The organism is Actinosynnema sp. NPDC059797 (genome assembly GCF_042732085.1).
In the GTDB taxonomy this organism is placed as follows: domain Bacteria; phylum Actinomycetota; class Actinomycetes; order Mycobacteriales; family Pseudonocardiaceae; genus Actinosynnema.
Map to the genome: position 1 here is coordinate 1 of NZ_JBHWIE010000032.1, position 12,420 is coordinate 12,420.

Below are 12,420 nucleotides of genomic sequence, written 5' to 3' on the forward strand. Positions count from 1 at the left end.
CCCCACACGTCCCAGCCGGGCTGGGAGCCGCCGAACGTCCCGGCCCTCTGGCAGCGACTCTGACACCGGCGGGCGGGTCGGGCGACGGACCCGACCCGCCCGCCGGTCAGGGGACGACGCGGGCGGCGGCGACCGGGCGCTCGGAGGTGGGGTGGGCGCCGGCCGACGAGGTGTTCACGCTCCACCGGTAGCGGGTGAAGGCGCCGGTCGCGTCCGAGGCGTAGAACATCATGTGGCCGAAGCCCGCGCCGTCGGTGGCGGCGCCCGCGTTGAAGATCCGGCTGTCCGGGAACAGGGCGTAGTTGCCCACCCCGTACCGGCCGTGCGGCTCGGACGTGCAGTCGACCACCTCGACCGCGTACTGGGTCTCGCCGGGGAAGTTCAGCGACGCCACCGGGGCCGTGTAAGGGCCCTTCACCGACCTCACCATCACGATGTGCCCGGTGTTGGTGTCCTGGTCGTTGCGGTAGTCGACGGCGATCAGGTCGCCCGGCAGCAGGTCCGCCACCGCGTCCACGCGCTCGAAGTGCGGCACGGACCGCTCGGCGAACGCCAGCCGGTAGTCGCGGGCGAACGGGCTCGCCGTGCCGAAGTGGGCGCGGAAGAAGCGGGGCGTCGCCCACGGGTAGGTCCGCCTGAGCACGGCCGTCTGGAACGAGGCGCACTGGCTCCGGTTGACCCAGCCCGAGGCGTCGCCGGGCGAGCCCCACCGGACCACGTTCGGCTGGTCGGGCTCCTTGTAGACGTTGTTGCCCAGCGGGCACGTCGGCAGCGACAGGTAGCCGACCAGCAGCTCGGCTTCGAGCAGGTGCGGCGTGGACGTCCGGTGTGGACGCGGGCCTGAGGACCCGGGGGGCGGCGCTACGGCGGTCCCACCGGGCTGCGGTCTCCAGGACAGGGCCATCGTGCGACTCCCCCCTTCGGTGCGGGCCCGCACACCGTAGTCGAAGGGAGGAGCCGCCACCCGCTGGTCGGCGCACGTCCGCCGGTTGTTCAGCGCAGGTACACCAGCAGGACGGTGGTCACGGCGGTGCCGGAGGACCGGGGCGAAGCGGCGAGCGCGTTCATGGCCACCCCCGAAGGCCGTCTTGGCTGAACTTCAGCTCTGATCACTGAAATCTGTTGAATCCAGGTGTGATGAGGGTAGCGGGGTTCCGTTCAGCCGACGAAGCGCAATTGCGACTCGTGGGCTCCCAGGTCCGGGTGGTTTCGTGTACTCTGCGAAATTCGGCATTCTTCCTGAAGTTCGCTGAAGGGCTCACCGCTCGTGGTGGTCGCAGAAGGTCCCTCCGCGTTGGCGCGCCGTCTCCGGGCGCTGCGTGAGGAGACCTGGCCGGAAGTCCGGATCACCCAGGGCGACCTCGCCGACGCGCTCAGCGCGGAGAAGCCCGCGAGCGTGCCGCTGCTGTCGTCGTGGGAGAGCCGCACCAAGCCGAAGGCGCCGCCGCTGCACCGCCTCGCCGCCTACGCCACGTTCTTCGCCACCAAGAGGTCCGTGGCCGAACGCCCCTACCGCCTGCTGGACGTCGACGACCTGACCGCCGACGAGCTGCGCCGCCGCGAGGAGCTGCTCGCCGAGCTGACCGGGCTGCGCGCGGCCGGCCGGCGCGACCTCGCCCCCGCTGCGGCGGCCGATGGGAGGGACCCGGGGTTCTGGCACTTCGACGACCGGCACGTCATCACCATCGTGGTCGCCCAGCTGCCCCGGGAGATGCGCGACCGGATGCCCTACGCGGACCCGACGAAGCCCGACTACGTCGAGCTGCACACCTACGCCGACCTCGACGCGCTGATCGAGCTGCACGGCCACATCCGCGCGGTCAACCCGCGCAGCCAGGTCAACTTCCGCACCGACACCGACCTCTCCCACGACGACTACACCACGCACCTCGTGCTGCTGGGCGGCGTGGACTGGAACTGCGCCAGCCGCGAGCTCCAGGACCGGGTGGACCTGCCGGTCGAGCAGGTCGGCAGGCACCACGAGTCCGAGCCCGGCGGGTTCGTCGCGCGACTGCCGGACGGCACGGAACGCCTGTACGCGCCCGTGCTCGGCACGTCACCCGACCGGCACGACGTGCTGAACGAGGACGTCGCGCACTTCTACCGCGGCCCGAACCCGTTCAACCACAAGAGAACGGTGACGGTCTGTAACGGCATGTACGGCCGGGGGACCCTCGGCGTCGTGCGCGCGCTGACCGACGCCCGGTTCCGCGACCGCAACTCCGAGTACCTGGAGACCCGCTTCGCGGGCGCCGAGGCCTACAGCGTCCTCACCAGGGTGCTCGTGGTGAACGGCCAGGTGGTCACGCCCGACTGGGACCTGCCCGGGTCCCGCCTCCTCGAATGGCCGGAGGCGTCCGGGTGAAAGCCGCCGGGCTCGGTGCCGCACGACACCGAGCCCGGCGCGGTTCACCCGGTCAGGTCGTCCAGCCGGCGCTGGACCAGGGCGGCCTCCGGAGCGCCGAGGTCGAGGTAGATCTCCAGCGCCCGCCTCAACCGCTCCTGGGCTTCGGGCAGCTCACCCAGTGCTCCGTGGGCGCCGGCGAACCCCTCGTGCGCCTGCGCCTGCTCGTAGCGGTCGCCGATGCCCAGGGCGATGACGAGCGCCTGGTCGTGGAACTCCAGGGCCGGCTCCGCCGCGCCGAGCTGCCGGTTGGTGTTGCCGAGCCCGTTGAGCGCCGCGGCCTCCAGCGCGCGGTCGTGGGTGGCGCGGGCGAGGAGCAGCGCCTTGCGGTGGTGGTCCAACGCCTTGGTGTAGTTCGCCAGGTGCTGGAGCGCCACCCCGATGTCGTTCAAGGCGTAACCCTGTCGAGGCAGGTCATCGGTCTCGCGGAACAGCTCCAGCGCCCGCAGCGTGTGCTCGACCGATTCCTCCGAGCGGCCCACCCGGTCCAGGACGAGGCCCATGTTGTTGAGCACCTGTCCCTGCCCCGTCCGATCGTGCCCGGCCTCGAACAGGCGCAGTGCCTCGGCATCGCGGTCCAGCGCTTCGTCGTACTCGCCGAGCAGCATGTGGACGAGCCCGAGGTCGGCCAGCGCCTGTGCCTCGGCGTTCGGCTGACCGGCTTGCCGCAACACCCCGACCGCCTCCTCCAAGTGGTCCTGGGCCTCCCGGTAGCGCCCGAGGCGCTGGTAGGCGGTGCCGAGGTTGTGCAGGCACCGCCCCAGGGCCACCCGGTCGTCCAGCTGCCGCGCCGCCCGGACCGCCAGCGCGTGCAGGGACACGGCGTCGTCGAAGTGCCCGTGGACGTCCAGGAACCGGTAGAGGGTCGTGGACAGCAGGGGTGCGTAACCGGCCCAGGTGGTGTCCACCGTCTGGGCCGCCACGGCGGAGAAGGTGGCCCGCTCGACCTCCAACCAGCGCGCGGCCCGATCGGCGTCCGCGAGGACCGCCGGGACCACGTCGGTCTTCGGCGCCGGCGGCCGACGGCCGTGTTCCTGGGGGAACAGGAGCTTCATGGCGAGCGACGCGGAGCGCAGGTAGAAGTCGAACAGCCGGCGCTGCGCCGCCTGCTTGACCTCTTCCTGCTCTTCCTGCGAGGCGAGGTCGGCCGCGTAGACGCGCAGCAGGTCGTGCATCTGGTAGCGGCCGGTCCCGGTGCGCTCCAGCAGGTGCGCGCGGAGCAGCGAGTCGAGCAACCGGCGCGTCCGCTGCTGTGCGCTCCCGATGAGGGCCGCGGCGGCGGCCGGATCGAAGTCGCGACCGGGGTGCAGCCCCAGGAGGCGGAATGCCCGTGCCTCGTCCGACCCGAGGTTCCGGTAGGACCAGGACAGCACGGCGCGCACCGCGGTGTACGGATCGTCCCCCGCGTCGAGCAGGTCGAGCCTGCTCTGCTCGTCGGCCAGGTCGGCGACCAGTTCGGCGAGGGGGGTGTCCGGGCTCGTCGCGGCGAGGTCGGCCGCGATCCGCAGCGCCAGCGGCAGCCGGGCGCAGTGCCGGACGAGGTCGTGGGCGGCGTCGGGCTCGGCGTCGACCCTGGGGCCGATCAACGTTCGCAGCAGGGTCACCGCCTGCTCGTGGGGCAGGAGGTCGAGGTTGACCCGGCGGGCGCCGTCCCGGGAGACCAGCCCCGGCAGGGCATCGCGGCTGGTGACCAGGACGACGCACGAGGACGTGCCCGGCAGCAGTGGCCTGACCTGGTCGGCGGACCGGGCGTTGTCGAGCACCACCAGCATCCGTCGACCGGCGGCCAGGCTGCGGAACCTGGCCGCGCGCTCGTCCGGGTCGTGGGGGATGTCGGAATTCGGCACCCCCAACGAGCGCAGCAGGCCGGCGAGCGCCTCGGCGGCCTGCATCGGCCGGTCCGGTCCGTACCCGCGCAGGTTGAGGTAGAGCTGACCGTCGGGGAACCGGTCGCGCACCCGGTGCGCCCAGTGCGTCGCGAAGGCGGTCTTGCCCACCCCGGCCGTGCCGGACACCGCGGAGATCACCGCGGCGGCCGTGCGCGGGGCACCTTCGGTCGACGCGAGCAGCAGGTCCAGCTCGGCGAGCTGTTCGACCCGGTCGGTGAAGGCGTGCACGTCCGGTGGCAGTTCGTGTGGGACGGGCACCTCGTGGCGCCCCGTCGAGTGGAGGTGGACCCCGCCCGCGATCGAACCCGCCTGGACGACCGAACGTGCGGCGCCGGAGACGTCGTTGCTCGTGTCGGGCCCGTGCTCATCGGACAAGCGAAGCCTCCTGCGGGTCTGGGCAGAGCGTAGCGACGTGATGACCGACCGAGTACGGCCAAGAGGATTATGTCTCCCGGGCGGTGATCCGCAGTTCTGCGGAAGTTGGTTGAGCGTCACTCGGTTTCCGTTGGTGGGGAACGGTTGTCGCCGCGCACGCGTTGATCCCGGTACCGTCGGTCGCCGGAGGTCCTGACTTGATCGCTGTCGGACCGCTGCGCGCGGAACACCACGCTTCACACGGCAAACTCCTGACCGCGTTGGACGTGGCCGACTGCCCGCCGGGTCGGGTGGACGCCGTCGTCGTGCCGACGAACCGGCCGACCGCACACCTGTACGCCGTGCTCGACGTCGCTGCCGCCCTCGACCGTCCCCTGGTGGCGCTGACGAGCGGCCACGCCTCCGCCGCCCGGACCGCGAAGCTGGCCCGCGACCGGGGCGTCGAAGCGCTGGCCCTCGACGTCCGCGACCTGTGCGGCTCCGTGATGCCGCGCCTGGCCACCGGGAAGGTGCTGCGCGGCACGGAGTTCGAGCGGCGCACCGACACCAGCCTCAAGCGCAACCTCGGCCTGCTGGTGTCGTGGGTGGCTGGCTGGGAGCGCGTGGCGTTCCTCGACGACGACATCACGGTGCCGCGGCCCGCCGACCTCGACGCGGCGGCCGGCCTCGTGTCGGACGGCTACGCGGCCGTCGGCCTGGACGTGGGCGGCTTCCCGGACAACTCGGTGGTGTGCCACGCCCACCGCGAGACCGGCGGCGAGCAGGGCACGTTCATCGGCGGCGGTGCCCTGGTCGTCGGCAACGGGTCCATGACCTCCTTCTTCCCCAACGTCTACAACGAGGACTGGTTCTTCCTGCTCGACGACCGGGGCCTGCGCCGCTCGGCCAGGGCCGGCGAGGTGCTCCAGAAGCCCTACGACCCGTTCGCCAACGAGCTGCGGGCGCAGACCGAGGAGTTCGGCGACTGCCTCGCCGAGGGCGTGTTCGCGCTGCTGGACGACGAGGGCGGGTTCGAGGCCGCGGCCGACGAGGGCTACTGGTGGGAGTTCCTGCTCGGCCGGGCCAACCTGATTGACGGCATCCTCGACCGCATCCGTTCGAGCAACCGGCAGGACGACGAGGCGCTGCGCATGGAGATCGCCCTGCGGGCCGCCCGCAAGCGCTGCGACGCCATCCCGCCGTCGCTGTGCGTGCGGTACCTGAAGGCGCTCGCCCAGGACCGCCGCACGTGGGCCTGGCACGTGGAGTGGCACCCCTGCGGCGCCACCGACCTGCGCGGCGCGCTCAACGTGCTGGGACTGGCCGGTCACGGGATCCACGTGACCCGCTGAACCGCCGCCCCTCCCATGTGGCGGAACGCTCAGCCCGCGCCGCCGCCCGCCCGATAGGCTCGCCTGCTGGGGACGAACTGGCAGGAGGCAGTGGATGACGAGCACCGATGGTCGGCAGAAGTGGCTGACCGTCGCCGAGGAGCTGGCCGCCGGGCTGCGCGTGGACGCCGCGGAGCGCGACCGGCTGGGCGCCGAGCCCGCCGCCGAGGTCGAGGCGCTGCGCCGGTCCGGCCTGCTGGCGGTCCGCGACTGGGCGACCCAGCAGGCGGTGACCCGCGTGGTCGGCGCGGCGGACGCCAACGTCGGCCACCTGCTCGGCTACCACTACCTCCAGGTGTGGCGCAGCGGCCTGTTCGACAACCCCGCCTTCGACGCGGGCGAGGACCTGTTCTGGGCGGGCGTGAGCAACCCGCTGGACGCGGCCCTCCGGCTCGACCCGGTCGACGGCGGGTTCACCGTCTCCGGCCGCAAGACCTTCGCCACCGGCGCGTCCGTCGCCGACCGGCTCGTGGTCAGCGCCACCCGCGCCGACACCGGCGAGAAGCTGACCTTCACCCTGGACGCCCGGGCCGACGGCATCTCCTACGCCGGCGACTGGGACAACATCGGCCAGCGGCTCACCGCCAGCGGCGGCGTGACCTTCGACGCGGTGTTCGTCCCGCACGCGCGGGTGCTGGGCGGCCAGGACGAGGCCACGCCCCGGCTGTCGCTGGCGGCCCTCGGCTTCCAGCTCGTGCTGGCCCAGCTGTACGTCGCGCTCGCCGAGGGCGCGCTGGCCGAGGCCGCCCGCTACACCCGCACCACCACCCGCCCCTGGTTCCTCAGCGGCGTGGACAAGGCCGTCGACGACCCCTACATCCTCGGGACCTACGGCGAGCTGGTCGCCGACACCAAGGCCGCCGGCCTGCTCGCCGACCACGCCTCCGGGCTGCTGGACGCCGCCTCCGGGCGCGGCGCCGGCCTGACCGCCGACGAGCGCGCCGAGGCCGCCGCCGCGATCTCCGCCGCCAAGGTCGTCTCCACCCGGGTCGCCAACCAGACCACCAGCCGCGTGTTCGAGCTGTGCGGGGCCCGCGCCACCGCGGCCGGCTACGCCTTCGACCGGTTCTGGCGCAACGCCCGCACGCTCACCCTGCACGACCCGGTGTCGTACAAGGCGCGCGAGGTCGGCGCGCACTTCCTCACCGGCGAGCACGCGCCGTTCACCGGGTACAGCTGATGGAGCCGGTGCTCGCGCGCAGCGTCCGGCTGGAGGACGACGGCGTCCACATCCTGGACCGCCGCAACTTCCCGTTCGAACGGGTGTGGGTGCGCTGCGCCACCGTGGCCGAGGTCGCCGGCGCCATCGAGGACATGGTCACCCAGTCCTCCGGCCCGTACTTCGCCGCCCTGTGGGGCATGGTGCTGGCCGCCCGCGAGGCCCGCGGCCTGCCCCGCGCCGAGGCTCGCGCGTCCCTGGAGCGGGCCGGCGAGCTGCTGGTCGCCACCCGGCGCACCAACAACGCCCTGCGCAAGGCCGTGGCCGCCGTGCTGGCCGGCGTGGACGCCTCCGACGACCTCGAAGCGGGCGCGCTGGCCGGCGCGCGCGCGGGCGACGAGCGCTACCGGGACCGCAGCCGCAGGCTCGGCGAGGCCACCGCCGCGCTGCTCCCCGGGGACGGCGCGGTGCTCACCCACTGCTGGGCCGACCTGTACCTGACCGAGACCGTCAAGGCCGCCCAAGGCCTCGGCAAGCGTTTGCGCTTCGTGTGCACGGAGACCCGCCCGTACCTCCAGGGCGCCCGGCTGACCGCGGAGACCCTGGGCGAGATGGGCGTGGACACCACCCTGATCACCGACGGCATGGGCGCGGCGGTGATGTCGGCCGGCGAGGTCGACGTGCTGCTGACCGCCGCCGACCGGGTCACCATGGACGGGCACGTGGTGAACAAGGTCGGCACGCTCGGCCTGGCCGTCGCCGCGCACGCCTTCGACGTGCCGTTCCTGGCCATGGTGCAGGCGCCCGACCGGCTCGCGCCGACCGCCGCCGACGTGCCGATCGAGCACCGGCCGGGCGAGGAGGTGCTGCACACCCTGGGCCGCCGCACGGCCACCGACAAGGCGCGCGGCCGCTACCCCGCGTTCGACGTCACCCCGCCGCGGTTCGTGACCACCGTGGTGACCGACCGCGGTGCGTACGCTCCGCACGAGCTGGCCGACTACTACGCCGAGGACGTTCATGACTGACCGGATCGCTACTGGGTGGGTTGTGCTGGACATCGAAGGCACGCTCAGCGCCACCGACCAGGTGCTGGTCACCCTGTACGACTACGCGCGCCCGCGCCTGGGCCCGTGGATCGACGAGCACCCCGACGACCCGGCCGTGGCCGAGGCGGTGGCGCAGGTCCGCGAGCTGTCCGGGGTCGAGGGGGGCACGGACGAGCTGGTCGCCGTGCTGCACGGCTGGATGGACGCCGACCGGAAGGCCACCCCGCTCAAGACGCTGCAGGGCCTGATCTGGCAGGAGGGCTACGCGCGGGGCGACCTGGTCGCCGAGTTCTTCCCGGACGTGGTGCCCGCCCTGCGGAAGTGGCACGACGAGGGCGTGAAGCTGGCCGTGTTCTCCTCCGGCTCGGTCGCCGGGCAGGTCGCGTTCTTCCGGCACACCACCGACGGCGACCTGACGCCGCTGTTCGAGCACCACTTCGACACCGCCAACGCGGGGCCGAAGCGCGAGGCGTCGTCGTACCTGAAGATCGCCTCCGTGCTCGACGCGGACCCCGGCGACATCACCTTCTGGTCCGACGTGCCCGCCGAGCTGCACGCCGCCGCCGAGGCGGGCTGGCGCACGGTCGGCGTGGCGCGGCCCGGCGAGCCCCAGGAGCACGCCGACTTCGGCCCGCACCGCAAGGTGGACTCGCTGTGACACCGGGCGAGGCGCTGGCCGCCGAGTGCGCCCGCTACACCGCGATGGGCTGGATGCGGGGCACGTCGGGCAACCTGTCGGTGGTCGTGGACCGCGACCCGCTGCGGCTGGCCGTGACGGTCAGCGGCAAGGACAAGGGCGAGCTGACGCCCGACGACGTGGTGCTCGTCGACGCCGGGGGCAACACCGACGACCCGGTGCGCGTGCCGTCCGCCGAGGCGGCCCTGCACGGCCGGATCGCGGCGGTGTCGGGCGCGGGCGCGGTGGTCCACGTGCACGCCCTCGCGCCCGTGGTGGCCGCCGAGCGCTGGCCCGACGGGGTGGAGCTGCGCGACCTGGAGATGCTCAAGGGCTTCGGCCGGCGCGCCCACGACGACGTGGTGGTCATCCCGGTCGTGCCCAACGGGCAGGACATGGGGGTGCTCGGCGACGCGTTCGAGGAGGGCTTCCGGCCGGACGTGCCGGCCTTGCTCGTCGCCCGCCACGGGGTGTACGTGTGGGGTGACGACCTCCACCAGGCCAGGCACCGCCTGGAGTGCCTGGAGTGGCTGTTGCGCTTCAAGGTCGAGGTCTCTTCGAGGAGGTAGGCGCGATGACGTTGCTGACCGTGTGGCCGGACACCGATCCCGGGAACCCGGTGATCCGCACCTCCGACCCCGCCGAGATCGCCGAGGAGCTGAAGCAGCTCGGCGTCCGCTACGAGCGGTGGCCCGTCCTGCCCGGCGTGACCAAGGAGAACGCCCTGGAGGCGTACCGGGACCAGGTCGCCCGGGTCACCGAGACCGAGGGCTACGTCCTGGTCGACGCCATGGAGATGACCCCGTCGGACGACCCCGGGTGGCTGGAGACCGCCGCCCAGTCGCGCGCCAGGTTCCTCGCCGAGCACACCCACGACGACGACGAGGACCGGTTCTTCGCGCGCGGCGCGGGCGTGTTCTACCTGCACGTCGGCGACCGCGTGCACGCCGTGCTGTGCGAGGCGGGCGACCTGCTCAGCGTGCCGGAGAACACCACCCACTGGTTCGACATGGGCACCCGGCCCGACTACGTGTCGATCCGGTTCTTCCACGACGACGACGGCTGGGTCGGCAACTTCACCGGCAGCGACATCGCCCGGTCGTTCCCGACGTTCGACCAGCTCATGGCGGATCACCGAGCGAGCTGAGCTCGGCGGCCAGGTTCCGCCTGGCGCGCGCCTCCCAGCGGGCGCGCGCCGCGGGCGTGGCGTACAGCGGGTCCCGGTCGAGCAGGGACCGCAGCACCGCGCCGCGCCCGACCCGCCAGGCGTCGTCGGCGACGTGCGCGTACTCGGCGCGCACCGCCCGCCGGTAGCGCTCGTAGTCCGCCGGCCCGGAGCCGAGCACGGCCAGGTCGGCGTCGAGCAGCAGCCGGGCGACCTCGTCGTCCGAGGTGTGGTCGGTGGTGGCGAGCACCAGTTCCGCGACCCGCTCCGCCTGCGGCAGCCCGGCCAGCCGCGCCCGCGCCCAGTCGGCGCTGCGGCGCTCGTCCTCGCCGGGCCGGCCGTCGTAGACGACGTCATGCGCCAGGGCCGCCAGGACCAGCACCGCGCGCTCCTCGGCCGTCCGGTCGGCGGCGAGCGCGGTCACGTCCCGCACGACGGCCAGCACGTGGTCGGCGTTGTGGTAGCCGCGGTGCGGCTCGGCGTACCGCTCGGCCAGGTCGCCGGGCGGGTGGTCGCCGCCCAGCGCGCGGACGGCGTCGTACCACGGGGTCTCCAGGTCTCGCACGGGACCATTCCACCGCGAAACCGGCCGCGGACCGACACGTCCGAACGGTTCAGGGCGATACACCGGGTGGAGCACCCCTTCGACTCCGCGAGGTGGACCATGCGCACGACGACCCGCGCCCTGCTCACCGCCGCCCTGCTCACGGCCGCCCTGGTCACGGCTGCCGCCACGCCCGCCGCCGCTGCCACCGCCGCCCAGTCCGACGACAGCCGGGCCTCCGTCGTGGTCGGCGACGTCCGCCTCGACGAGCCGGGCGACGCCTGCGACGAGGTCGGCCTGCCCGGCGACGAGACCGCCCTGCCCCCCGACGCCCACCGGGGCAACGGCCCCTACCTCGACGTGCTGGCCTTCCCGCCGGGCCGGGCCGTGACCGGCGTGGTGGTGGCGAACGGCGAGGCATACCACGTCTACCCGGCGGCGAACCTCCACGACCTGCCCTGGGAGGGGCTGCGGGCGCCGCTCGACCAGGACGACCTGCTGCCGGCCGTCGCCCACTGGTTCGCCTGCGCCGTCGCGGTCGCGACCACCCCGCCCACCGCCAACAGCACCGTGACCGCCTCGCTGGACGCCCCCGTGGCCAGCCCGAACGGCGCGCTCCTCCCGACCTCGACCACCACCGCGCCCCGGATCCCCCGGACGCCGACCGCCACCGCGACCACCGCCCCGCCCACCGCGGCGCCCGCCGGGACCGGCACGTCCGCCGCCCCGGCCGCGAGCCCCCGGACCGCCGGCCTCGCGGACACCGGCGCCGCCCCCGCCGGGCCGGCGGTGCTCGGCCTCGCCCTGCTCGCCGCGGGCCTCGCGCTGCTCGCGTCCACCCGGGCCCGCGGGTCCGGCCGGTGACGCGTCACGGGGGCATCACAAAACAGGGACGAACCACTACTCCCGAAGGTGGTCGCTCGATAGGGGGACATCCGGCGTAGTTGGCTACGCCGGTCGGTCCTTCTTCCCGTGGAGCACCACCATGCGCATGACCTCCCGTCGCCTGCTCGGGGTAACCCTGTTCGCTCTGACCACCGCAGGACTGCTCGGTGGCGTCGCCGCCGCCACCCCGGGCAAGGGCCCGGACAAGAACCTGGACGCCAACCACCCGAACGCCTGCGCGGTGGCGGGGCTGTCCGGTCGGGCCGTCGACGGTGACGAGGGCGACCTGGAACTGCCCCACACCGTCACCGGCCGGACGACCCTGACCGTCGAGGGCGGCGTCGCGGGCCACACCGTGACCGGCGTCGTGGTCAAGGGCGGCGACGGCTACCTGGTCTACCCGGCCGCCGAGCTGGGCGAGCTGCCCTGGGAGGGCCTGGTGCCGCCGCTCAACAACGGCGGGCAGCTGCCCGACATCAGCCACTGGTTCTTCTGCGTCGAGCCGGGCGGGCAGCCCGAACAGCCGGGCGGCGAGCCCGGCCCGGAGCCCGAGCAGCCGGGCGGGGAGCCGGAGCAGCCGGGTGGCGAGCCGGAGCAGCCGGGCGGGGAACCCGGGCAGCCGGAGCAGCCGGAGCGCCCGTCCGCCGGCACCCCGAACGGGTCGTCCACCGCGCCGACCACCCCCGGCTCCGCCACGCCGGCCACGACCACCTCCGCGCCCGCCGCCGTCGCGACCGACGACCTGGCCGACACCGGATTCGGCTCCGCCTGGCTGCTGTTCGCGGGCCTCGGGCTCGTCGCCCTGGGCGCGGTGTTCGTGGCCTCGCCGAAGCTGCGCGGCCTGATCCGCCGCTGAACCCGCCCCGACCCGCTTCCCGGGACCGCGGTCCCGGGAAGCGGGTCC

12 protein-coding genes are annotated in these 12,420 nt (G+C 73.7%); 9 read left to right on the top strand and 3 right to left on the bottom strand.

What is annotated here, in order from left to right; all coding sequences use genetic code 11:
* Positions 1-106: 106 nt before the first annotated feature.
* The gene (locus ACFV4N_RS11815) at positions 107-904 is read right to left on the bottom strand and encodes a hypothetical protein (RefSeq protein WP_499672474.1); all 798 of its coding nucleotides are present in this window, start codon (positions 902-904) and stop codon (positions 107-109) included.
* Positions 905-1,294: 390 nt separating this feature from the next.
* Here ACFV4N_RS11815 and ACFV4N_RS11820 point away from each other — a divergent pair, with 390 nt between their 5' ends.
* Complete coding sequence (locus ACFV4N_RS11820; protein WP_499672475.1) at positions 1,295-2,365, top strand: XRE family transcriptional regulator; 1,071 nt, start codon at positions 1,295-1,297, stop codon at positions 2,363-2,365.
* Between the two features lie 44 nt (positions 2,366-2,409).
* Here ACFV4N_RS11820 and ACFV4N_RS11825 read toward each other — a convergent pair whose 3' ends face one another.
* Positions 2,410-4,668 (bottom strand): ATP-binding protein, encoded by a 2,259-nt coding sequence (locus ACFV4N_RS11825; RefSeq protein WP_499672476.1) that lies wholly within the window; start codon positions 4,666-4,668, stop codon positions 2,410-2,412.
* Positions 4,669-4,865: 197 nt separating this feature from the next.
* Here ACFV4N_RS11825 and ACFV4N_RS11830 point away from each other — a divergent pair, with 197 nt between their 5' ends.
* The 6 genes from ACFV4N_RS11830 to ACFV4N_RS11855 all read left to right on the top strand — a co-directional run bounded on the left by ACFV4N_RS11830 (position 4,866) and on the right by ACFV4N_RS11855 (position 10,069).
* Complete coding sequence (locus ACFV4N_RS11830; RefSeq protein ID WP_499672477.1) at positions 4,866-5,999, top strand: hypothetical protein; 1,134 nt, start codon at positions 4,866-4,868, stop codon at positions 5,997-5,999.
* 94 nt (positions 6,000-6,093) lie between these two features.
* On the top strand, positions 6,094-7,218 hold the full coding sequence (locus tag ACFV4N_RS11835; protein WP_499672478.1) for an acyl-CoA dehydrogenase family protein: 1,125 nt from the start codon (positions 6,094-6,096) through the stop codon (positions 7,216-7,218).
* Positions 7,218-8,225, top strand: a complete 1,008-nt coding sequence (locus ACFV4N_RS11840) for a s-methyl-5-thioribose-1-phosphate isomerase (RefSeq protein ID WP_499672479.1) — start codon at positions 7,218-7,220, stop codon at positions 8,223-8,225. The genes ACFV4N_RS11835 and ACFV4N_RS11840 overlap by 1 nt, the downstream gene beginning before the upstream one ends.
* On the top strand, positions 8,218-8,904 hold the full coding sequence (gene mtnC / locus ACFV4N_RS11845) for an acireductone synthase (protein WP_499672480.1): 687 nt from the start codon (positions 8,218-8,220) through the stop codon (positions 8,902-8,904). Before ACFV4N_RS11840 ends, mtnC begins: the two co-directional genes overlap by 8 nt.
* Positions 8,901-9,491, top strand: coding sequence for a methylthioribulose 1-phosphate dehydratase (mtnB, locus tag ACFV4N_RS11850; protein WP_499672481.1), 591 nt, complete (start codon positions 8,901-8,903; stop codon positions 9,489-9,491). Before mtnC ends, mtnB begins: the two co-directional genes overlap by 4 nt.
* Before the next feature lie 5 nt (positions 9,492-9,496).
* Positions 9,497-10,069: a 1,2-dihydroxy-3-keto-5-methylthiopentene dioxygenase gene (locus ACFV4N_RS11855; RefSeq protein WP_499672482.1), complete on the top strand. Its 573-nt coding sequence runs from the start codon at positions 9,497-9,499 to the stop codon at positions 10,067-10,069.
* Here the strand turns inward: ACFV4N_RS11855 and ACFV4N_RS11860 are convergent.
* A complete protein-coding gene (locus ACFV4N_RS11860; protein ID WP_499672483.1) occupies positions 10,044-10,652 on the bottom strand; it encodes an HD domain-containing protein in 609 nt (202 codons plus the stop codon). The genes ACFV4N_RS11855 and ACFV4N_RS11860 overlap by 26 nt on opposite strands.
* A gap of 99 nt (positions 10,653-10,751) precedes the next feature.
* On the opposite strand from ACFV4N_RS11860, the gene ACFV4N_RS11865 reads away from it, so the two are divergent.
* A complete protein-coding gene (locus ACFV4N_RS11865; protein WP_499672484.1) occupies positions 10,752-11,495 on the top strand; it encodes a hypothetical protein in 744 nt (247 codons plus the stop codon).
* Between the two features lie 127 nt (positions 11,496-11,622).
* Positions 11,623-12,372 (top strand): hypothetical protein, encoded by a 750-nt coding sequence (locus ACFV4N_RS11870; RefSeq protein ID WP_499672485.1) that lies wholly within the window; start codon positions 11,623-11,625, stop codon positions 12,370-12,372.
* The last annotated feature ends 48 nt before the right edge of the window (positions 12,373-12,420 follow it).

Bases quoted from the DNA above. Each gene is read 5' to 3' on its own strand.
- ACFV4N_RS11815 (WP_499672474.1), bottom strand. From the start codon at position 904: ATGGCCCTGTCCTGGAGACCGCAGCCCGGTGGGACCGCCGTAGCGCCG.
- ACFV4N_RS11835 (WP_499672478.1), top strand. From the start codon at position 6,094: ATGACGAGCACCGATGGTCGGCAGAAGTGGCTGACCGTCGCCGAGGAG.
- ACFV4N_RS11840 (WP_499672479.1), top strand. From the start codon at position 7,218: ATGGAGCCGGTGCTCGCGCGCAGCGTCCGGCTGGAGGACGACGGCGTC.
- mtnC (WP_499672480.1), top strand. From the start codon at position 8,218: ATGACTGACCGGATCGCTACTGGGTGGGTTGTGCTGGACATCGAAGGC.
- ACFV4N_RS11855 (WP_499672482.1), top strand. From the start codon at position 9,497: ATGACGTTGCTGACCGTGTGGCCGGACACCGATCCCGGGAACCCGGTG.
- ACFV4N_RS11865 (WP_499672484.1), top strand. From the start codon at position 10,752: ATGCGCACGACGACCCGCGCCCTGCTCACCGCCGCCCTGCTCACGGCC.
- ACFV4N_RS11870 (WP_499672485.1), top strand. From the start codon at position 11,623: ATGACCTCCCGTCGCCTGCTCGGGGTAACCCTGTTCGCTCTGACCACC.